Genomic DNA, 19,484 nt, shown 5'->3' on the forward strand with positions numbered 1-19,484 from the left:
CTATTCGTATCGTAATGCTTCAATAGGGTTTAGCCTTGCCGCTTTAATAGCAGGGGCTAAGCCAAATATAATACCGATAAGTGACGTAAAACCGAACGACAGCATCACAGCCCAACCAGGTATGTAAGCATCCGGCATACTGGGAACCATAAACGAAATCAATGCGGCAGCACCATAACCTATAGCTAAGCCAATGAGTCCGCCAAATAACGATAGCACTACGGCTTCCACCAAAAACTGTAGCATAATAAAGCCGGGTGTTGCGCCCAATGCTTTAAGAGTGCCTATTACTCGGGTACGTTCAGTCACCGATACCAGCATAATATTCATTACGCCAATCCCCCCTACAACAAGGCTTATACCAACAATACCAGCAGTGATAGCCGTGGCGCTACCTGTAAACTTATCAACATTAGCACGGGCTTTTTCAGCGGTTTCAAATTCAAAGTCGTTTTCTTCACCGTCTTTTAATTTATGTAATTGGCGTAAAATACGAGTTATTTTAGCTAAAGTAAGCTCTTCATCGACCCCTTCTTTAAGTCTAAACATTATTTGCACGTTACTCGTGCTGCTAGCACCCTCTAACGCGCTCATGGTACTGATCGGAATATTTATATAATCATCTTGATCAAAGCCAAATAAGCTACCTTGTTTTTCGGCTACTCCAATGATCCTAAACCATTCGCCACCAAGTTTGATATATTCGCCTACGGGGTTATCGGGTAAATTTAACTTTTCAATAATAGAAGGACCAATAAACGCAACCCGACGGCGTTTTTCGTCATCTTCCGCGCGAATAAAGCGGCCTAATTCTGGAAACGTGCGGTATGCTTTTTGGTAATCTTGTTCGGTTCCCATCACGCGTGATGAATGGCTTTTATTTCCGTATTCAGCTCCACCAGAAAAACGCCACGTAAACATAAGTGCGGTCAGTGTTTCGGCTTCTTTTATACGTGCTTTTAGTGTTAGAAAATCGGAGTAAGTCAGCTTTGCGTTTTTGCCAACCATTTCTTGCTCAATACTTGTAAATGGCTTGATTGATGTTACGTCGGGTGCCATGTCAGCAAGTTGATCGTTAATTTGTTTAGTAAAGCCCTGCATTACTGCAACCACAGTTATAACTGCTGCAACACCTATAATAATACCTAAGCACGTTAACGCACTGCGCATTGCATTGGCTTTAATAGCCATTAATGCTGCTTTTGTTCCTTCCATAATGGCAATGGCAGATTTAAACATGTTGTTTTTCTCCTTCGCCTTTTTTTACGTCACTTACGACCTTACCATCTACTAAGCGAATAACCCGTTGGCAATGGTCTGCAATTTCTTGCTCGTGGGTCACTAAAATAATAGTGTGCCCCTCATTATGCAGTTCATCAAACAAGGTCATTATTTCTGCTGTGGTCTTACTATCAAGATTACCAGTGGGTTCATCCCCCAGTAAAATATGTGGTTTAGTTACTAATGCGCGAGCAATGGCTACACGTTGACGTTGCCCACCCGAAAGCTGACTTGATAGGTGATCAACCTTGTCGCCAAGACCAACGCGTTGCAATGCTTCAAGTGCTTTTTGTTTGCGTTGTTTTGCGGGTATAAAACGATAAACCAAGGGCTGCATTACATTTTCAAGTGCAGTTGCCCTAGGCAATAAGTTAAAGCTTTGAAAAATAAATCCGACGCTTTCATTACGTTGATGCGCAAGCTCGGTTTCGGTCATACTTTTTACAAGTTTATCTTTTAAAAAGTAATCGCCACTAGTGGGTGTATCTAAGCAGCCAAGTAAGTTCATTAAAGTTGATTTACCTGAGCCTGAAGGGCCAATAATGGCTACGTATTCATTTTCATTCATGACGATATTTACATCATCTAACGCTTTAAATACTTGCTCGCCCATTACATATTGTTTGTTAATGTGTTCTAACTTAATTACCGCAGACATTATAGTGTTTCCTCGTCTGCATCATTTTTAAGTGAAACAACATCGCCTTCTTGCAGCTTGCTAATTGGTCGAGCGGGGCCAATAACCACATTATCGCCTTTGCTTAGCCCCTCTGTTATAGCTTGCTCAATGTCAGACGAAATACCAACACTTACTATTACTTTACTGACGGTATTATTGCTATTTAAGCGCCATACAAAGGTTTTACCCTCTTCTTTTTGTATTGCTTCAATAGGGAGCTTTAAACCATTTTCGGCAATACTGGTGGCAATTTCTGCTCGGCAGCTCATACCCGCATAAAGCTGGCGATCTGTTGGGTCTAATAATACTTTAACTCTAAAAGAAAGCCCTTGCGAACCTGGTTGGTTTTTAGCTGATGTACCAATATTAATCACTTTGCCGCTAAATGGTTTGTTAGGGTAGGCTGCGGCATAAATATCGGCTTGTTGATTTAGTTTTATGCTGGCTATATCTGTTTCATCAACTCTAAGCTCTGCTAAAATAGCGCTAGGGTCGGCAACAAGCATAAGGTCTGAACCAATAATATTAGTTGTGCCTGCAATAACTGTTTCACCTTCTTTAATATTAACCGATGCCAGTAAGCCACTCATTGGCGCTCTAAATACACTTTTACTTAGGCGATCTTGTGCAATTTGAAGCGACGCTTGCGCTTGGTTATATGACTCTTTGCGTGATTCGATATCTATTTTTGCTAGATCGCGAGCACTTTCTATATTTTCAAAGCTTTCTTGATTTCCTAATCCAACATCGTATAGCTCTTTTTGCCTTTTTAATTGACGCTCTAAATTAGCAAGACGAGTTTGGCTATGTTTTATTTCAATTTCGGTTGCACGAAGAACAGCTTGGTTTCGGTTTACTTCTGATTCGAAGGCCGTTGTATCAAGGCGCATTAAAATATCCCCTTGCTTAACGCTTTGCCCTTCTTCTACAAAAACCTTATCGACACGACCAGTTACCTCAGAGCGCAATTGCACTTGGGTATTAAAAACTAGATTGCCCGACGCCATGATTGAATCAGCAATATTCCCTTGCTCAACCTGTGCAATATTTACTAGTGCTTGCTTTTTATCATCTGTTACTTGCTTAGAAACTATTAGGCCTATAAACGCGACTACAGCTATCGTTATTATTATTGCTTTTTTCATATATACATCTGTCCGTGAATAAGTAGCGCAGAGGTAAAATACCTCTGCTTATTAATTACATTGCAGCAATAATTGCCCAAATACCAAAAATAACCAATGTTGGAAGCGCCGAGAAAAGTAACGCTTTATTTGTTGAAAAATTTGTCCAACATTTTAAGCCAACCATTCCTAGTCCAATCCCCCAAAGACTACTTAGCTTTAATGATTCTAGTAATGTATAAAATGGGCTGCCGGGTTCTAACCCAACAACAAGCTGATTAATTGAATCAAAGTTAAATACTGCTGTTTGAGATATTTGATCGGTACTTGCACTAAGTACAAGCGCTAGTGTACCTAAGCTTAAAACAATATTTGGCATTATTGTCCAAATAGTAAAACCATACCAAGCACCATAGCTGTGCTCTGATTCTGGGTCTAATTTAGCAATGAGCATATAATACACAGCCATTATCGCGGCTATGATTGCAGTACCTAATACGATTGATATCATGCTAATCCATACTTGTATTTCGGCGTTTTGTTCAATGCTTTGGCGAATCATTTTTTGCTCGCCAATTGTTGCATCAACACTTGCAGCTGCAAATTGCTCGTTAATCAAAAACTGCATATCAACGGTAGAATAAAAAATATAAATACTCGTCATTGAAACTAAAGAGATTGCTATAAAAGCAAGCCATGACCAACCTTTGGCGTGTTCAACACCATTGAAAGCTTTACTTGGGCTAATGTAAATATCGAGTAGGGCGCTAAATGCGTTAGGTGACTTCATTATTATTCCTTAATAACCTATATGTGATTTGGTAAACACGTGATACCAATGGATAGATTAATAATATAGGAAAAAGTATGTACTAATTTTATTCAATTGTAACCGATTGTTAACAAAGGTGGGCATTGTAAAAGTAATAAGTAATAGACGTATTACAAGTCCTATTGTTGCTATGTGGTTTTAATATGATTGACCTAATCAGGAGTGGGGCTTAATAATCACGTTATTATGGCTGTATCTAATGCAAATACAGCCATTTATTTAATTAGCTATCAGATAAACTCAGACTGCTAGGGTTATCTGTTGCGATATACAATGCTTTTAGTTTTTTATCACCACTTTCGGTTTCAGTGAATTGCTGAAAAGAATAGTTTTTAGAAAAGCTTGAAAGGGTGTCAATAGATGCTTGGTTACTACTTTGCGTATAAGTAAGTTCTATCGCGCAAACCTTTCCTGCACACTCTAGGTCTTGTTGTAAAATGGTAACGTCTTTTAATTCATTTATAATAAATTCGTTTAACTTATCTTTACGTATCTGGGCAACTTCAGAGTATTCAATATCAGACATGCGTTGCAGTAATAGTGAAGTGTCATTTTTGAATACGTCATCTAATGCTTTTTTTGACACAAACTCTTTGCCATTTTCGGTAGAGACAAACTCATCAGAAAATACTTCAGCAGTTAAGACTTGTTGCTCTGGTTTATCTAACTGTTCTTGTGTTATAGAATTGCTTTTATCGGTGATGGGCAACACGTTTTTACCTGTCGATAAAGTTTGTATGGGCTTCATATCAATTACTGGGATGTTTTTGTTGGATTCGATAGCTGATTGTTGAACCGATAGATTAGGCTCTGGTGAGTAATGTAACGTGAAGATAACCGCAAAACTAACTGCAACAACAGAAATAGTAATTAACACTTTATGTTTCATTTTTACTGTCCTTAGTAATCAAAAGCCTAAGCTTTGAAAAGTCCAATTCAACTTAACATAGTAAGAACCTACCTTCTAGTTATACAATCATGAATACTTAAACAAATTTACCTTAGTATAAAAAAAGGGCCAAATGGCCCTTCAGTTGCAGCAAGTAACACATGTTTGTTTATAGGCTGAAGTCTACAGCGTAAGCAACGTAAACTTTTACATCTGACTCGTCCATATCAGTGTCTGATACGCCAAATGTGAATCCATCTTTTGATACAGACACACCGTAATCAATGATGTCTTCGTCACCAATGAAATCACCCGAGTAATGGCCTATATGTAAAGCCATTTCTGTACCATTACTGCCTACAGCAAAGCCGTAATCAGCTGTTAAATAAAGTGAGTCACCAAAGTCTGTACCGTCACCACTTGCCGCTGACGTAGCAAGCACTGATGCACCAAAGGTAAACCCTTCAACACTGATGCTACCGTAAATTTCAGAGAAATCAGCATCAGCACTTGATGCCGCGTCTGGGTAAGCATAATAAATGTAACCTACATCGTAGCTAACACCTTCGCTAATATCGCCACCAAAGCCTGCGTAAAAATCTAGCTCGTAGGTCATTTCGTCAGCCCAAGATGCATTAGATACCCATGTACCAGCATAAAACCCAGATTCGTCAGCGTAATCAATACCACCAGAAATAGCAGCGTCGCCGCCAGTTTGTTCTTGTCCACGCCATAAGTAATTTGAGGTAGCTGCTACATTCGCAGATACTTCAGCATTTACTGCTGTTGATGTAAGTGACGTTGCAGCCATTAATGCCACGGCGCTAAAAGCGATTGTTTTTTTTAGTTTTAACATGTTCCATTTCCCGTTATATGATTTTTTGCATAGGAAGGCTTTTATTATGTATGACCGTAGCCTTTTGATTTATGCGTTTTTATTGTTTAACTGAGAATAGAATTGCACTGTGTATGCCAGCTTGATTTATTTTGTTTGAAATTTAAATTTTATTGTTTATTAACAGCAGGTTGTGTTTTGGTTGTGTATTTTTAATTACAAGGAGGGAATGTTTCTTCGCACATCGCTGGTGCATAAAATAATCAAGCTGCACCATGAAAGTACAGCTTGTTTAGAATTATTTAGCCAAATATGGTGCGCATTAGACTAATTGTTTCGTTTACACTGCGACCTTTTTGAACTTCGCTGATTATTGAATCACGTTTGCTACGAATGTGCTCAGGAATATCATCAGCTGCTAAAGCGCGGTCAACTAAAATTTCAGCTGACTCTTTACCTCTGCGTTGTGTTTTACCCGTTTTAGTGGCGCTACGTTTTGGTTTGTTGAGTAATTTAATGTAGTTAGAGCTATCTGGTGTTTTATTATCTGCGTAATAAAAAAAGCACGGTATAAGCGCTTTAATTGACACTAGTTGCTCTTCTAATTCATTTGAAGCATTTGCCATTTTGTACCATGACATAGCTTGAATGCCTTTTACAATATCTTGCCAGTAACGCTCAAAATCACTATTTTTAAGTTTTGTAACCGCAAGCGCTGCGCATAATGCATCTAAACGACTATTTGTGATTGGCGTGAAAATATCAGGACGGCGCATTGCAAGTAGTCGTGTTGCCGGAGCAAGTGTTGGTTTTTCACTGCTATCATTAAATACTTTGGTGTAAGCGGCTACGAATTGTTGGTACTCGTAATGGGTAATGTCACCTTCAAGAGGAATATTAGCCAGTGCTTCATCAAACGCACCCGGTAAATCACCAATGAGTTGATGAAAAGCTTTAGCGCTTTTAGTCGATGCAAACCACTCAACATCAAAGTCGTATGTGCTTGGATCAAGTGAAGCCATATGCTTGCCAGTAAAAGCAAGAAGGTCTTCAGGGATCATGTCTTTTAATGATTGCTCACGAATACTTTTTACGTAACTTGCTAAACGAAGTTGTTCATCAAGTGCAATAACATCTTTATGTTGCTCTATAAATACACTTACCACAGGCCAAGGGGCTACACGAAGCGTTTTAACTTGTAAAAAGCTGATAGCCGAAATAAGCTGATCATGCAATTTTTTAAGAACAGGTAGCTGTTGCGGCTCAAGTAGATCGTAGTTAATACGATCTCTGCTTGCGTTTAATAGCTCGTAACACCAAGGTAAAAAATCATCAGGATGGTTTTCTACTTTCACGGCCATAAGGTTAAGGCTTAATTCTGAAGATTGTTTCAGAATGTTCTGATAGATTTGATTTTCTTGCTCGCCTAGTGTCATTTTTGACGGTGAAATTAGCAGTTTTTTCATGCCTTGTAGATACTCCGGATTTATATATATGTATTAGCATTGTTTATTTTAGCTCAAATACGCTAATAACAACAGCGCTGTCCTGCGCGCTGCAATATTATGGTGTTTAAAATTGGGGTTAATCTAATCTGCTCGGTTATTAATCAGCCTCATCTAATATGAAGAGGCTCTCAACGGGCACGTTAAAGTTAGCTGCAATTTTAAGCGCTATAATCACCGACGGCGTAAATCGATTTGTTTCTACAGTGCTTATTGTTTTACGCGATACGCTTATAGCATCGGCAAGTTCTTGCTGCGAAAGCCCTGCCTCTTTACGAAATTTTGCTAGGTTATTTTGCACTTTTGTTCCTAATCTTTGCTTTGCCAAAGGGTTGATATTCCATACACCAAGGACATAATACCTAAGTAGAATACTGCCATAGCGGCATGCGAAAATTCGCTAGGTATTTCATTGCTTTTATAAAAAACACCAAGAAGGCAAAGTCCAAATGCAATGCTTGTATGTTTATAGGCATTAATGTCAATGGTGTTTAGAAACTCATCTTTATAAGCGTATTGAAAATACATTTTTAACGGAAAGCCCCCTTTAATAACGTAAATGATCACTGTAATCATATAAAATAAAACGCCCATTCCAACAAATAAAAACCCCTCAATATAATGCTTTATTAGTGAGTAAACACTGAGAAGTAAACAAACTATGCCTGCGCTTATACAAAACCGAATATTTTGTCTCATGAATAGTTCTTCTATTTTTATATCTTGCTGTTTCATAGTATTACATCCTGTAATAGCATTTGATTTTTGTAACCTCTGGGTATCAATGTAACCTCTGGGTATCAATGTAACCTCTGGGTATCAATGTAACCTCTGGGTATCAATGTAACCTTGGGGTATCAATGAGTCAATTATTATTTGTAACCTAAAGGTATCAAAATGTTTCAGGAACGATTCATATGAAATAAGTAAACTGCTTTTATGAGCTTTTTTTATCTACAGCAATGCTTTTAGGCTTAACACTCGCTATGATAAAAACATAATTTGACCGCTTAAAGGACGAACATGAAAACCTTACTCAAAATTTTTGGTGTAATACTCTTACTCTGTATTGCTTTAATTGTGGCAGCGCCTTTTTTAATTCCTACCGATACCATTTTTAATAAAGTATCAATGGAAGTTCAAAAAACGACGGGAAGAACGCTAACAATTAAGGGTGACAAAACGCTTAGTGTGTTTCCTGCACTAAAGTTAGAGTTGAATGATGTCCACTTTGCTAATATGCAAACAGGTTCGCGAGCTGATATGGCAAGTATGCAGCAGCTGGCAGTACATATACCTTGGTTCTCGTTATTTGGCGGTGAGTTTAAGCTTGATAAGTTTGTTATTAACGAACCCGATATTTTATTAGAAACAGATAATAATGGTAAAGCGAACTGGCAGTTATTCGATTCTGTTGCTAAACAACCAAAACAACAGCAAGCTGCGGGTGAGCCGGTTAAGTTACCAGAAAGCTTTGATATTGAGCTGGGTGAGGTCGCTATTTATGGCGGTACATTTACATATCTAGATGGTCAAACGGGCGCCAAGCAGCAAATTAGCGATTTAGAGCTGGCTATTTTACTTCCTTCATTACGTAAAACCCTTGAAGTTAAAGGGGGGATTACTTATATGCAGGAGCGATTTGAACTAGATGTAAAACTCGATACTCCTGCCAAAGCGATTGAAGGTCAGGCTTTTAATGTATCGCAAAATTTAGATTCGCGCTTGGTTGAATTGACATTTAATGGCTCAATCGCAAAACAAGGGCAAGACATAAAAGGTCAATTAGCACTCAATGGCGAGTCGGTAAAAAATATTGCTAAATGGCAGGGGGTTGACCTAAATGCGAAAGATAATGCGTTTAATGCATTTAGTGTAAATGGTAAAATGCATTTACTGGGTGAAAAATTCAATCTTGAAGAGTTGACTGCAACGCTTGATGAACTTCAAATTAAAGGTAAAAGTGAGCTTAATTTAGGAAGTCGACTGGCCGTTAACGCTGATATTGACTTAGGCATGCTAGATTTAAACCCTTACTTACCAGAAGTCGTAGCAAAACAGCAAGAACCCGAAAGTAAAGAATCTAAGCCTACTCAGCCAATTGTATGGGATGATACGAAAATTGATTTAAGCGCATTAAATGTACTTGATGCTAATGTAGTTATTCGTTCAAGCGGGTTAAAAGCTAACGATATTGAGCTTGGTGCAAACCAATTTACAGTGGCTCTCAAAAATAGCGTGGCTAAATTAAGCCTTGATAGCTTTTCAGCGTATGAAGGCGCTGGTAAAGGTGTAATTACTATTGATACTCAAAATGTACCTTATAAGATAGCTACAAACTTTAATTTAACAGATATTGATGCACAGCCGTTATTAACTGATGCAACTGGTTTTGACAAGTTACTCGGTAAAGGCTCTTTAAATTGGAATTTATCTACAGTTGGGCAAAGTCAAAAATCGTTTATAAGTGCACTTAATGGCCAATTAGGATTTAAATTTGCAGATGGTGCGGTAAAAGGAGCAAATGTCGCTGAAATGGTTCGCAAAGGTAAAGAAATTATATCAGGGAACTTTGGCGCAGCTTCAGAGGGATTAGATACTGGTTTTGAAGAGGCTGAGCAAACAGACTTTTCTGCGCTTACTGGTAGCTTTAATTTTATAAACGGCGTAGGTAAGAATAAAGACCTGTCGCTAATAAGTCCTTTAATTCGTATTTCCGGTGAAGGGGATGTGGATTTACCCCTCACTAAAGTAGATTACCGCTTGGTAACGGGCATTGTGGATTCAATTGAGGGTCAAGGCACAACCGATGACAGTACAGGCTTTAAAATACCATTGCGTATAAAAGGACCATTTCACGATGTGGGTATAAACTTAGATGTAAGTAATGCCCTGAAAGATGAAGCTAAAAAGAAACTCGATGACGCAAAAGAAAAAGCGAAAGAAAAGGCCAAAGATAAAGTAAAAGACAAATTAAAAGGGCTATTTGGCTAAATAACTACGAGTAAAACAAACAAGGCACTTTTTAAGTGCTTTGTTTGTTTTATAACCATTTAAAAAATAGTCACATAGCTTTACCAAGGTTAATAAAATTTCTTCAGTCCTTAAATTAATTAAAAAATAACCTATCGCTGCATGCTCAATGCTGGTACAATTGCCCGCCCTTAAGAGACAACTCGTTTGTTTTTGAGTGGGATTTAATCGAAATGTCTTGATTTTAAACAATTTTAAGACACGTTGTAATTACTACACCGGAGGTCATTAACATGATCCAAATGCAAACTCAGCTGGAAGTTGCTGATAACAGCGGCGCTCGCAAAGTGCAGTGTATAAAAGTCCTTGGTGGTTCACACCGTCGCTACGCAGCGATTGGCGACATCATTAAAGTTTCTGTAAAAGAAGCTATTCCTCGCGGTAAAGTGAAGAAAGGTGATGTTAAAAACGCGGTAGTTGTGCGTACCAGAAAAGGTGTTCGCCGTCCAGATGGTTCTCTGATCCGTTTCGACAGCAACGCGGCTGTTATCTTAAATGATAACTTGCAGCCAATTGGTACACGTATTTTCGGCCCTGTGACTCGCGAACTTCGTAATGACAAGTTCATGAAAATCGTTTCACTAGCCCCAGAAGTACTGTAAGGAGCCAATCATGGCAGCAAAAATCCGTCGTGGTGACGAAGTAATCGTACTAGCAGGTAAAGACAAAGGTAAGCGCGGTAAAGTGCTTTCAGTTGTTACTGAATCTGGTCGAATCTTTGTCGAAGGCATAAACTTGATCAAGAAACACCAAAAGCCGGTTCCACAATTGAACCAAGCTGGCGGCATTGTTGAGAAAGAAGCGTCTATGGACGCATCAAACGTTGCGATCTTCAACTCGGAAACGAGTAAAGCAGATCGTGTAGGTTTCAAGATTGAAGATGGTAAGAAATTACGTATCTTTAAATCTACTGGTAAAACTATCTAATAGTTGGAGTAGAATGATGGCGAAACTGCATGAAGTATATAAAGACAAAGTAGTAGCTGAGCTTCAAGAGAAGTTTGGTTTCAGCTCTGTCATGCAAGTCCCTCAGATCGAAAAGATCACATTAAATATGGGCGTGGGCGAAGCCCTAGCTGACAAGAAAATTTTAGATCACGCTGTAGCTGATTTAACTGCAATCTCTGGTCAGAAACCTTTAATCACTAAAGCACGCAAATCTGTTGCTGGCTTTAAAGTGCGTGAAGGCTACCCAATTGGTTGTAAAGTAACCCTACGCGGCGAGCGTATGTGGGACTTTTTTGAGCGTTTGGTATCAATCGCTATCCCACGTATTCGTGACTTCCGTGGCGTAAGTGCTAAGTCTTTTGATGGACGTGGTAACTACAGCATGGGCGTACGTGAACAAATCATCTTCCCAGAAATCGATTACGATAAAGTAGACCGTGTACGCGGTATGGATATCACTATCACTACTTCTGCGAAATCTGATGAGGAAGGCCGTGCGTTGTTAGAAGCGTTTAACTTCCCATTTAAGAAATAAGGGTAGGGTTATGGCAAAGAATTCTATGAAAGCGCGCGAAGCAAAGCGCACAAAACTAGTTGCTCAGTATGCTGAAAAGCGTGCTGCACTAAAAGCTATCATCAGTGATGTTAATACATCTGAAGATGATCGTTGGGACGCGGTACTTAAGCTACAAGCTTTACCACGTGATTCTAGCCCTGCACGTCAACGTAATCGTTGTAACATTACGGGCCGCCCACATGGTTTCCTTCGCAAATTCGGCATGAGCCGTATTAAAGTTCGCGAAGCAGCTATGCGCGGTGAAATTCCTGGCCTTAAAAAGGCTAGCTGGTAATAGAATCATGGGAGTAAGACTATGAGCTTGCAAGATCCTATCGCGGATTTGTTCACACGTATCCGTAACGGTCAATCAGCGAAGAAAGTATCTGTAACGATGCCAACTTCAAAGCTGAAAGTAGCATTAGCTAAAGTACTAAAAGACGAAGGTTACATCGTAGACTACGCAGTTAACGGTGAAGTTAAACCTGAGCTTTCTATCGAGTTGAAGTACTTCGAAGGCAAAGCTGTAATTGAAAATATCCAGCGTGTAAGTCGCCCTGGTTTACGTATCTATAAGAAACGTGACGAATTACCGAAGGTAATGGGTGGTCTTGGTATCGCTATCGTATCAACTTCTAAAGGCCTAATGACAGACCGCGCAGCACGTAGTGCTGGTGTTGGTGGTGAAATCATTGGCTTTGTAGCTTAATCGGAGGGGAACTATGTCTCGCATAGCAAAGGCACCAATTAATGTTCCTGCCGGTGTAGAAGTTACATTGAAAGGCCAGGAAATCACAGTTAAAGGCAAAAACGGTGAACTTACTCGTACTATCAACGACGCAGTTGAAGTACAAGTTAACGACAACGTTATTACAACTTTACCTCGTGAAGGCGTAGCAAATGCATGGGCACAAGCAGGTACTGCTCGCGCTCTAATCAACAACATGGTTGTTGGTACGCATGAAGGTTACGAGAAGAAACTTCAGTTAGTAGGCGTTGGTTACCGTGCTGCAGCTAAGGGTAAAGTTTTAGACTTAACACTTGGTTTCTCACACCCAGTTAATTTCGCAGTTCCTGAAGGAATTACGATTGAAACTCCAAGCCAAACAGAAGTTCTAGTTAAGGGCGTAGATAAGCAGTTAGTTGGTCAAACAGCTGCTAACATTCGTGCATACCGTAAACCTGAGCCTTATAAAGGTAAAGGTGTTCGCTATTCAGATGAGAATGTACGCCGTAAAGAGGCTAAGAAGAAGTAAGGTAAGACGATGGATAAAAAAACAGCTCGTCTACGTCGTGCTAAACGCACTCGTAGAAATTATATTGAACAAGGCACAACGCGTCTTGTTATCCACCGCACGCCACGTCACATTTACGCTCAAGTAATTAATGCTGAGGGTAATGTACTGGCTGCTGCTTCTACTGTTGAGAAGGCTATTAGCGAAACAGTTAAAGGCACCGGTAACGTTGAAGCTGCGCAAGCAGTTGGCAAAGCGGTTGCTGAACGTGCGGCTGACAAAGGCATCGAAAAGATTGCTTTTGATCGCAGTGGCTTTAAATATCACGGCCGTGTGAAGGCGCTAGCTGATGCTGCGCGTGAAGCCGGTTTGCAATTCTAGGAGTAGACAATGGCTAACGTAGAAGCAAAGCAACAACAGCCTGATCTAGCTGAAAAGCTAATCGCGGTAAACCGTGTGTCTAAAGTAGTTAAAGGTGGTCGTATCTTTAGCTTTACTGCACTAACTGTAGTTGGTGACGGCGCAGGTAAAGTAGGTTTTGGTTATGGTAAAGCACGTGAAGTTCCAGCTGCTATTCAAAAAGCAATGGAAAAAGCACGTCGCAACATGATCAATGTAGACCTAAATGGCAATACATTACAGCATCCTGTTAAGGGACGTCATGCTGGCTCACTAGTGTTCATGAAACCAGCCTCTGAAGGTACTGGTATCATCGCAGGTGGCGCTATGCGTGCAGTACTAGAAGTGACTGGTGTTCAGAACGTACTATCTAAATGTTACGGTTCTACTAACCCAATCAACGTAGTACGTGCAACGATTTCGGCTCTTGAGAATATGAATTCTCCACAGTCTATCGCTGCAAAACGTGGCCTTCGCGTAGAAGAAATACTGGGGTAACCATGGCTAATCAAACTGTAAAAGTAACACAAGTAAAAAGCTCTATCGGTCGTTTACCGAAGCATAAAGCTACATTACGCGGTCTTGGTTTACGTCGTATCAATCACACTGTTGAGTTAGAAGACACAGCATGTGTGCGTGGTATGATAAACAAGGTTTCTTACATGGTTAAGGTAGAGGGTTAATTTCATGCATTTGAATACACTTTCACCTGCTGCAGGTTCAAAAACTGCCCCTAAACGTGTTGGTCGTGGTATCGGTTCTGGTCTTGGTAAGACTGGTGGCCGTGGTCACAAAGGTCAAAAGTCACGTTCTGGCGGTAAAGTACGCGTTGGTTTTGAAGGCGGTCAAATGCCTATGCAACGTCGTCTACCTAAATTTGGTTTTACTTCACGCAAATCTTTAGTATCTGCAGAAGTTAACCTTTTTGAAATCGCTAAAGTTGAAGGCGATGTGGTAGACCTAAGCGCGTTACAAGCAGCTGGTCTAGTTAAAAAGAACGTTCTTTTCGTTAAAGTTGTTAAATCTGGTGAAGTTTCACGCGCTGTTACACTTAAAGGCCTTAAAGCCTCTAAGGGTGCACGCGAAGCTATTGAAGCTGCCGGAGGCAAGGTAGAAGACTAAGGAAGTACAAATGGCTAAACCAGGTCAAGATACACAAAGTGCACAAAGTGGGCTTTCGGAATTGAAGCGTCGATTACTCTTCGTATTGGGCGCTATCATAATTTACCGTCTAGGTTCATTTGTGCCGATCCCTGGGATTGACGCCGCTGTACTTGCCGATTTCTTCGAGCAACAAAAGGGCACCATTGTTGAAATGTTCAACATGTTCAGTGGTGGTGCACTTGAGCGAGCTTCAGTGTTAGCACTGGGTATTATGCCGTATATCTCGGCTTCGATTATTACGCAACTATTAACGCATATGTATCCTCCGTTTATAGAGCTTAAGAAAGAAGGTGAGCAAGGGCGTAAAAAAATTAGCCAGTACACACGCTACGGCACGCTTGTGCTAGCTACTATTCAATCTATCGGTATTGCTACTAGCTTACCGGGCATGATGAACGGGTTAGTTGTTAACCCGGGTATGGGTTTCTATTTCACCGCTGTGGTGAGCTTAGTAACAGGTACTATGTTCCTTATGTGGTTGGGTGAACAAATAACAGAACGTGGTATCGGTAACGGTATCTCAGTTCTAATATTTGTTGGTATTGTAGCTAACTTGCCGTCTGCTATTGGTTCGACAGTCGAAATGGCGCGCCAAGGTGATTTGAATGTTTTTGTACTACTTATGGTTGCGGTTATAGTATTCGCTGTTACTTATCTTGTAGTGTTTTTCGAACGTGGACAACGACGTATTGTTGTTAACTACGCTAAACGCCAACAAGGTCGTCAAGTATTTGCTGCTCAAAGCACGCATTTACCACTAAAAGTAAACATGGCGGGTGTTATTCCACCAATCTTTGCTAGTAGTATAATTCTGTTCCCTGGTACAATTGCTAGCTGGTTCGGCCAAGGTGAAGGTCCTGTCGCTGATGCATTACAAGCTGTAGCTACAACGTTGACTCCAGGTCAACCTTTGTACTCACTTGTTTTAGCTGCGGCTATTATCTTCTTCTGCTTTTTCTATACAGCGTTGGTATTTAACCCGCGTGAAACTGCAGATAACCTTAAGAAATCTGGCGCATTTATCCCAGGTATTCGTCCAGGTGAGCAGACATCTAAATACATTGATAAAGTGATGACACGCCTGACATTGGCAGGTGCTTTGTATATAACCTTTATCTGTCTGGTGCCCGAATTCATGACTATGGCATGGCAAACGCCATTCTATTTCGGCGGTACATCAATTTTGATTATCGTTGTTGTAATCATGGACTTTATGGCACAAGTACAGACTCACCTGATGTCTCATCAGTATGATTCTGTGCTGAAAAAAGCGAACCTTAAAGGCTACGGTCGATAAGGTCAGTTTACGGAGTTGAGCAATGAAAGTACGTGCTTCCGTTAAGAAAATATGCCGTAACTGTAAAGTTATTAAACGTGCTGGTGTAGTACGCGTAATTTGCAGTGAGCCTAAGCATAAGCAAAGGCAAGGCTAAGTAAACAGTCGTGCAGGCTGAGATTTCTCGGCCTGTGTTTTTAGTAGTGATTTGGTCTTCGTTTGAGTATCCTTACGGGCTTTTCAAACTTTTGATTACCAAATTCGAATATAGGAGATGTGTTAGTGGCCCGTATTGCTGGCATTAACGTCCCTGATCATAAACATGCAGTTATTGGTTTAACAGCTATTTATGGCATAGGTAAGACTCGCTCTAAGGCTATCTTAGCAGCGACTGGTATCGCCGAAACCACAAAAATCGGTGAACTTTCTGACGAAACACTTGACGTACTGCGTGATGCAGTTGGCAAGTACACTGTTGAAGGTGACCTTCGTCGTGAAGTTACATTAAATATCAAGCGCCTTATGGACCTTGGTTGTTACCGTGGCCTACGTCACCGTCGCTCTTTACCACTACGTGGTCAAAGAACTAAGACTAACGCGCGTACCCGTAAGGGTCCTCGTAAGCCTATTAAGCGATAAGGGGATAGTATTATGGCTAAGACACCAATTCGTCGTAAAAAGGTTAAAAAACAAGTTGCTGATGGTATGGCTCATGTTCATGCTTCTTTCAACAACACTATTGTAACGATTACCGACCGTCAAGGTAATGCACTATCATGGGCTACTGCCGGTGGTTCAGGTTTCCGTGGTTCACGTAAATCTACACCATTTGCTGCTCAGGTTGCTGCAGAGCGTGCAGGTACTGCTGCTCAAGAATACGGTTTAAAAAATCTAGAAGTTTTCATCAAAGGTCCAGGTCCAGGTCGTGAATCTGCTGTACGTGCTTTGAATGCTGCTGGTTACCGTATTACCAACATTACTGACGTGACGCCAATACCACATAATGGTTGTCGTCCACCGAAGAAACGTCGCGTTTAACAATAGGTTAGGAGAAATAACATGGCAAGATATTTGGGCCCTAAGCTCAAGCTGAGTCGTCGTGAAGGTACTGACCTGTTCCTTAAGAGCGGCGTAAGAGCTATCGACTCTAAGTGTAAACTTGAGACTGCACCTGGTCAGCACGGCGCTCGTAAAGGTCGTCTATCTGATTACGGTTTACAATTACGTGAAAAGCAAAAAGTTCGTCGTATCTACGGTGTACTAGAAAAGCAATTCCGTAACTACTATAAAGAAGCTGCTCGCCTTAAAGGTAATACAGGTGAAAACTTGTTACAGCTTTTAGAGCAACGTTTAGACAATGTTGTATATCGCATGGGTTTTGCTAGCACACGCGCTGAAGCACGTCAGTTAGTAAGCCACAAAGCGATTTTAGTTAATGGTCGTGTTGTGAACATTCCTTCATACGTAATTACTCCAGAAGATACTGTAGTAATCCGTGAGAAGTCTAAGACACAAGCACGTATCATCGCTGCTCTAGAGTTGGCTGAGCAACGTGAAAAGCCGACTTGGGTTGAAGTTGACGGTAAGAAATTGGAAGGCAGCTTTAAGCGTCTACCTGAGCGTTCAGACCTGTCTGCGGACATTAATGAACAACTAATCGTCGAACTTTACTCTAAGTAAAGTTAAGAGTTAAGAGAGGATAAAATGCAGGGTTCTGTTACAGAATTTCTAAAACCAAGGTTAGTCGACATCGACGCTATAAACCCAACGCGTTCTAAAATAGTTTTAGAACCATTAGAGCGTGGCTTTGGTCACACTCTGGGTAATGCTTTACGCCGTATATTACTTTCATCTATGCCTGGATGTGCAGTAACTGAAGTAGAAATCGACGGTGTATTACATGAGTACAGCGCGAAAGAAGGCGTTCAAGAAGACATCATTGAAATACTATTAAACCTTAAAGGTTTAGCAGTAACGTTAGAAGGCAAAGATGAAGTTTTTCTGACCCTGACTAAATCTGGTGTAGGCCCTGTTACTGCGGCTGATATTCAGCACGATGGCGATGTAACAATTGCTAATCCAGATCACGTTATTTGTAATTTAACTACAGGTAACAGCGAGATCAGCATGCGTATTCGTGTTGAGCGCGGTCGTGGTTATGTGCCGGCATCTAGTCGTTTATCCTCTGATGACGATGAGCGTCCAATTGGTAGATTGTTGCTTGATGCATCATTCAGCCCAGTTGAACGTATTGCGTACTCGGTTGAATCAGCTCGAGTTGAGCAACGTACAGATTTAGACAAATTAATCATTGATATGGAAACAAACGGTACATTAGATCCTGAAGAAGCGATCCGCCGTGCGTCTACTATCTTAGCTGAGCAATTAGATGCATTCGTAGATTTACGTGATGTAACTGAGCCAGAAGAGAAAGAAGAGAAACCAGAATTCGATCCTATTCTGCTTCGTCCAGTCGATGATCTTGAACTAACAGTACGCTCAGCAAATTGTTTGAAAGCCGAGCAAATTCAATATATCGGTGATTTAGTTCAGCGCACTGAAGTTGAGCTTCTTAAAACGCCTAATTTAGGTAAGAAGTCTCTAACTGAAATTAAAGACGTGCTAGCTTCACGTGGTCTTTCTCTAGGTATGCGCCTAGAAAATTGGCCACCTGCAAGTTTAGCTGAATAATCTAAATCACTATATTAGTTTAGTTAGAAGGATAGGGTCATGCGCCATCGTAAGAGTGGTCGTCAATTAAACCGTAACAGTAGCCATCGTAAAGCGATGTTCAGCAATATGGCAGGTTCTTTGGTGAAACATGAAATCATCAAAACAACTTTGCCAAAAGCGAAAGAGTTACGTCGTGTAATTGAACCTTTAATCACACTGGCTAAGACTGACAGTGTAGCAAACCGCCGTTTAGCGTTTGCTCGCACGCGCGACAATGAAGTTGTTGGTAAATTATTCAGTGAAATCGGTCCACGTAACGCGGATCGTCCAGGTGGTTACACTCGTATTCTTAAGTGTGGCTTCCGTACTGGTGATAATGCACCAATGGCTTATATTGAACTAGTTGGTCGCCCAGCGACTAGCGAAGAAGTTCAAGAAGACGCACAGTCTGCAGAGTAAGTCTTAAAGAAACCTAAAAGCCGAGCACATGCTCGGCTTTTTAATGTCTAAATTTCACTCAAAACGGATATACCGTTTGCTCGATATTATTAGTAAATTAACTATCCTTCCTTTCATCTTGTAAAATAGCCTGATTAGAATCGAAAACAATAGTGCAAGTGTATTGAGAATTGTTACTTACTGGCGAAGTTATTTATTCAATAGCGCCATAACATCGTAACGACTGAGATGGTTGATTGGTATAAACAGAAAAAAGTCATAACAGATGATATGTAGTAATAGCGTATTAACTCTACACACTTGAATTTCTGACTGATGAACTTATTTGCTACAAATTTAAATAGCCATGTTTAATTAAACAATCAGTTTTCTGGATAATCTAAGCAGCAATTATAAAAAGCTTCTTTCAAACAATCAGCTTTAATAGCTTTAAAGGTCAAATATGAGTAGGTTTAGTTGCCTTTTTGAGCGTTTAGCCTAAATTCCCAGCGAACAGTCATTTATTTCAAGTTTTCTTCAAAAAAGGGTTGATCTGTTTTTGGATCTCCCTATAATGCGACCCCACTGAGACGGCAGAGCAGGCAACGCTTAGCGAG

The 19,484-nt window shown here is 40.5% G+C and carries 27 protein-coding genes; 18 read left to right on the forward strand and 9 right to left on the reverse strand.

The annotated features are described in order from the left end of the window. The 9 genes from ATS76_RS05935 to ATS76_RS05975 form a co-directional block, all read right to left on the reverse strand. Nucleotides 1–1,239, reverse strand: coding sequence for an ABC transporter permease (locus ATS76_RS05935; protein WP_006794233.1), 1,239 nt, complete (start codon nt 1,237–1,239; stop codon nt 1–3). Next, nucleotides 1,232–1,939 (reverse strand): ABC transporter ATP-binding protein, encoded by a 708-nt coding sequence (locus ATS76_RS05940; protein ID WP_058403577.1) that lies wholly within the window; start codon nt 1,937–1,939, stop codon nt 1,232–1,234. Before ATS76_RS05940 ends, ATS76_RS05935 begins: the two co-directional genes overlap by 8 nt. Next, entirely contained in the window at nt 1,939–3,105 is a 1,167-nt protein-coding gene (locus ATS76_RS05945) for an efflux RND transporter periplasmic adaptor subunit (protein WP_058551421.1), read from the reverse strand. The genes ATS76_RS05940 and ATS76_RS05945 overlap by 1 nt, the downstream gene beginning before the upstream one ends. Nucleotides 3,106–3,160: 55 nt before the next feature. After that, nucleotides 3,161–3,874, reverse strand: coding sequence for a YIP1 family protein (locus ATS76_RS05950; RefSeq protein ID WP_058551422.1), 714 nt, complete (start codon nt 3,872–3,874; stop codon nt 3,161–3,163). Nucleotides 3,875–4,139: 265 nt separating this feature from the next. Continuing rightward, a complete protein-coding gene (locus tag ATS76_RS05955) occupies nt 4,140–4,805 on the reverse strand; it encodes a hypothetical protein (RefSeq protein ID WP_058551423.1) in 666 nt (221 codons plus the stop codon). Between the two features lie 169 nt (nt 4,806–4,974). Continuing rightward, on the reverse strand, nt 4,975–5,661 hold the full coding sequence (locus ATS76_RS05960) for a TorF family putative porin (protein WP_006794238.1): 687 nt from the start codon (nt 5,659–5,661) through the stop codon (nt 4,975–4,977). Nucleotides 5,662–5,942: 281 nt separating this feature from the next. Continuing rightward, nucleotides 5,943–7,106, reverse strand: coding sequence for a hypothetical protein (locus ATS76_RS05965; RefSeq protein WP_058551424.1), 1,164 nt, complete (start codon nt 7,104–7,106; stop codon nt 5,943–5,945). A gap of 139 nt (nt 7,107–7,245) precedes the next feature. Beyond that, nucleotides 7,246–7,446, reverse strand: coding sequence for a helix-turn-helix transcriptional regulator (locus tag ATS76_RS05970; RefSeq protein ID WP_058551425.1), 201 nt, complete (start codon nt 7,444–7,446; stop codon nt 7,246–7,248). Between the two features lie 8 nt (nt 7,447–7,454). Beyond that, complete coding sequence (locus tag ATS76_RS05975; RefSeq protein WP_058551426.1) at nt 7,455–7,880, reverse strand: hypothetical protein; 426 nt, start codon at nt 7,878–7,880, stop codon at nt 7,455–7,457. A 288-nt stretch (nt 7,881–8,168) separates the two neighbouring features. Here ATS76_RS05975 and ATS76_RS05980 point away from each other — a divergent pair, with 288 nt between their 5' ends. The 18 genes from ATS76_RS05980 (at nt 8,169) to rplQ (ending at nt 18,888) form a co-directional block, all read left to right on the forward strand. After that, nucleotides 8,169–10,139 carry an AsmA family protein gene (locus tag ATS76_RS05980; protein ID WP_058551427.1) on the forward strand — a complete coding sequence of 657 codons (1,971 nt, stop codon included), beginning with the start codon at nt 8,169–8,171 and terminating at the stop codon, nt 10,137–10,139. 272 nt (nt 10,140–10,411) lie between these two features. Beyond that, the gene (gene rplN / locus ATS76_RS05985; protein ID WP_002959498.1) at nt 10,412–10,780 is read left to right on the forward strand and encodes a 50S ribosomal protein L14; all 369 of its coding nucleotides are present in this window, start codon (nt 10,412–10,414) and stop codon (nt 10,778–10,780) included. A 10-nt stretch (nt 10,781–10,790) separates the two neighbouring features. Continuing rightward, complete coding sequence (rplX, locus tag ATS76_RS05990; protein ID WP_006794243.1) at nt 10,791–11,105, forward strand: 50S ribosomal protein L24; 315 nt, start codon at nt 10,791–10,793, stop codon at nt 11,103–11,105. Between the two features lie 16 nt (nt 11,106–11,121). Beyond that, nucleotides 11,122–11,661: a 50S ribosomal protein L5 gene (gene rplE, locus ATS76_RS05995; RefSeq protein WP_006794244.1), complete on the forward strand. Its 540-nt coding sequence runs from the start codon at nt 11,122–11,124 to the stop codon at nt 11,659–11,661. A gap of 10 nt (nt 11,662–11,671) precedes the next feature. Then, nucleotides 11,672–11,977, forward strand: coding sequence for a 30S ribosomal protein S14 (rpsN, locus tag ATS76_RS06000; RefSeq protein ID WP_006794245.1), 306 nt, complete (start codon nt 11,672–11,674; stop codon nt 11,975–11,977). A 21-nt stretch (nt 11,978–11,998) separates the two neighbouring features. Beyond that, nucleotides 11,999–12,391: a 30S ribosomal protein S8 gene (gene rpsH, locus ATS76_RS06005; RefSeq protein WP_006794246.1), complete on the forward strand. Its 393-nt coding sequence runs from the start codon at nt 11,999–12,001 to the stop codon at nt 12,389–12,391. A gap of 13 nt (nt 12,392–12,404) precedes the next feature. Then, on the forward strand, nt 12,405–12,938 hold the full coding sequence (rplF, locus tag ATS76_RS06010) for a 50S ribosomal protein L6 (RefSeq protein ID WP_006794247.1): 534 nt from the start codon (nt 12,405–12,407) through the stop codon (nt 12,936–12,938). A 9-nt stretch (nt 12,939–12,947) separates the two neighbouring features. Next, nucleotides 12,948–13,298, forward strand: a complete 351-nt coding sequence (rplR, locus tag ATS76_RS06015) for a 50S ribosomal protein L18 (RefSeq protein ID WP_006794248.1) — start codon at nt 12,948–12,950, stop codon at nt 13,296–13,298. Nucleotides 13,299–13,307: 9 nt separating this feature from the next. Next, complete coding sequence (gene rpsE / locus ATS76_RS06020; protein WP_006794249.1) at nt 13,308–13,814, forward strand: 30S ribosomal protein S5; 507 nt, start codon at nt 13,308–13,310, stop codon at nt 13,812–13,814. Between the two features lie 2 nt (nt 13,815–13,816). Continuing rightward, nucleotides 13,817–13,999, forward strand: coding sequence for a 50S ribosomal protein L30 (gene rpmD, locus ATS76_RS06025; RefSeq protein WP_002959482.1), 183 nt, complete (start codon nt 13,817–13,819; stop codon nt 13,997–13,999). Nucleotides 14,000–14,003: 4 nt separating this feature from the next. Continuing rightward, the gene (rplO, locus tag ATS76_RS06030) at nt 14,004–14,438 is read left to right on the forward strand and encodes a 50S ribosomal protein L15 (protein WP_006794250.1); all 435 of its coding nucleotides are present in this window, start codon (nt 14,004–14,006) and stop codon (nt 14,436–14,438) included. Between the two features lie 10 nt (nt 14,439–14,448). Further along, nucleotides 14,449–15,777 (forward strand): preprotein translocase subunit SecY, encoded by a 1,329-nt coding sequence (secY, locus tag ATS76_RS06035; RefSeq protein WP_058403567.1) that lies wholly within the window; start codon nt 14,449–14,451, stop codon nt 15,775–15,777. Nucleotides 15,778–15,799: 22 nt separating this feature from the next. Continuing rightward, nucleotides 15,800–15,913, forward strand: a complete 114-nt coding sequence (gene rpmJ / locus ATS76_RS18975; RefSeq protein WP_002959476.1) for a 50S ribosomal protein L36 — start codon at nt 15,800–15,802, stop codon at nt 15,911–15,913. Nucleotides 15,914–16,038: 125 nt separating this feature from the next. After that, nucleotides 16,039–16,395 (forward strand): 30S ribosomal protein S13, encoded by a 357-nt coding sequence (gene rpsM / locus ATS76_RS06040; protein WP_006794252.1) that lies wholly within the window; start codon nt 16,039–16,041, stop codon nt 16,393–16,395. A 12-nt stretch (nt 16,396–16,407) separates the two neighbouring features. After that, nucleotides 16,408–16,794, forward strand: a complete 387-nt coding sequence (gene rpsK / locus ATS76_RS06045) for a 30S ribosomal protein S11 (RefSeq protein WP_002959471.1) — start codon at nt 16,408–16,410, stop codon at nt 16,792–16,794. Between the two features lie 21 nt (nt 16,795–16,815). Then, on the forward strand, nt 16,816–17,436 hold the full coding sequence (gene rpsD / locus ATS76_RS06050) for a 30S ribosomal protein S4 (protein ID WP_002959461.1): 621 nt from the start codon (nt 16,816–16,818) through the stop codon (nt 17,434–17,436). Nucleotides 17,437–17,460: 24 nt separating this feature from the next. Continuing rightward, a complete protein-coding gene (locus tag ATS76_RS06055; protein ID WP_008127834.1) occupies nt 17,461–18,447 on the forward strand; it encodes a DNA-directed RNA polymerase subunit alpha in 987 nt (328 codons plus the stop codon). A 39-nt stretch (nt 18,448–18,486) separates the two neighbouring features. Continuing rightward, a complete protein-coding gene (gene rplQ, locus ATS76_RS06060) occupies nt 18,487–18,888 on the forward strand; it encodes a 50S ribosomal protein L17 (protein ID WP_006794892.1) in 402 nt (133 codons plus the stop codon). Nucleotides 18,889–19,484: the final 596 nt, after the last annotated feature.

This window comes from Pseudoalteromonas sp. 10-33, from assembly GCF_001469195.1.
Lineage (GTDB): Bacteria > Pseudomonadota > Gammaproteobacteria > Enterobacterales > Alteromonadaceae > Pseudoalteromonas.

Bases quoted from the DNA above. Each gene is read 5' to 3' on its own strand.
- secY (WP_058403567.1), top strand. From the start codon at position 14,449: ATGGCTAAACCAGGTCAAGATACACAAAGTGCACAAAGTGGGCTTTCG.
- rplO (WP_006794250.1), top strand. From the start codon at position 14,004: ATGCATTTGAATACACTTTCACCTGCTGCAGGTTCAAAAACTGCCCCT.
- rpsK (WP_002959471.1), top strand. From the start codon at position 16,408: ATGGCTAAGACACCAATTCGTCGTAAAAAGGTTAAAAAACAAGTTGCT.
- ATS76_RS05965 (WP_058551424.1), bottom strand. From the start codon at position 7,106: ATGAAAAAACTGCTAATTTCACCGTCAAAAATGACACTAGGCGAGCAA.
- ATS76_RS05950 (WP_058551422.1), bottom strand. From the start codon at position 3,874: ATGAAGTCACCTAACGCATTTAGCGCCCTACTCGATATTTACATTAGC.
- ATS76_RS05945 (WP_058551421.1), bottom strand. From the start codon at position 3,105: ATGAAAAAAGCAATAATAATAACGATAGCTGTAGTCGCGTTTATAGGC.
- ATS76_RS06055 (WP_008127834.1), top strand. From the start codon at position 17,461: ATGCAGGGTTCTGTTACAGAATTTCTAAAACCAAGGTTAGTCGACATC.
- ATS76_RS05980 (WP_058551427.1), top strand. From the start codon at position 8,169: ATGAAAACCTTACTCAAAATTTTTGGTGTAATACTCTTACTCTGTATT.
- rplQ (WP_006794892.1), top strand. From the start codon at position 18,487: ATGCGCCATCGTAAGAGTGGTCGTCAATTAAACCGTAACAGTAGCCAT.
- rplE (WP_006794244.1), top strand. From the start codon at position 11,122: ATGGCGAAACTGCATGAAGTATATAAAGACAAAGTAGTAGCTGAGCTT.
- rplF (WP_006794247.1), top strand. From the start codon at position 12,405: ATGTCTCGCATAGCAAAGGCACCAATTAATGTTCCTGCCGGTGTAGAA.
- ATS76_RS05975 (WP_058551426.1), bottom strand. From the start codon at position 7,880: ATGAAACAGCAAGATATAAAAATAGAAGAACTATTCATGAGACAAAAT.
- rpmJ (WP_002959476.1), top strand. From the start codon at position 15,800: ATGAAAGTACGTGCTTCCGTTAAGAAAATATGCCGTAACTGTAAAGTT.
- rplN (WP_002959498.1), top strand. From the start codon at position 10,412: ATGATCCAAATGCAAACTCAGCTGGAAGTTGCTGATAACAGCGGCGCT.
- ATS76_RS05955 (WP_058551423.1), bottom strand. From the start codon at position 4,805: ATGAAACATAAAGTGTTAATTACTATTTCTGTTGTTGCAGTTAGTTTT.
- rpsE (WP_006794249.1), top strand. From the start codon at position 13,308: ATGGCTAACGTAGAAGCAAAGCAACAACAGCCTGATCTAGCTGAAAAG.
- ATS76_RS05935 (WP_006794233.1), bottom strand. From the start codon at position 1,239: ATGTTTAAATCTGCCATTGCCATTATGGAAGGAACAAAAGCAGCATTA.
- rplX (WP_006794243.1), top strand. From the start codon at position 10,791: ATGGCAGCAAAAATCCGTCGTGGTGACGAAGTAATCGTACTAGCAGGT.
- rpsD (WP_002959461.1), top strand. From the start codon at position 16,816: ATGGCAAGATATTTGGGCCCTAAGCTCAAGCTGAGTCGTCGTGAAGGT.
- rpsH (WP_006794246.1), top strand. From the start codon at position 11,999: ATGAGCTTGCAAGATCCTATCGCGGATTTGTTCACACGTATCCGTAAC.
- ATS76_RS05940 (WP_058403577.1), bottom strand. From the start codon at position 1,939: ATGTCTGCGGTAATTAAGTTAGAACACATTAACAAACAATATGTAATG.
- ATS76_RS05960 (WP_006794238.1), bottom strand. From the start codon at position 5,661: ATGTTAAAACTAAAAAAAACAATCGCTTTTAGCGCCGTGGCATTAATG.
- rpsN (WP_006794245.1), top strand. From the start codon at position 11,672: ATGGCAAAGAATTCTATGAAAGCGCGCGAAGCAAAGCGCACAAAACTA.
- rplR (WP_006794248.1), top strand. From the start codon at position 12,948: ATGGATAAAAAAACAGCTCGTCTACGTCGTGCTAAACGCACTCGTAGA.
- rpmD (WP_002959482.1), top strand. From the start codon at position 13,817: ATGGCTAATCAAACTGTAAAAGTAACACAAGTAAAAAGCTCTATCGGT.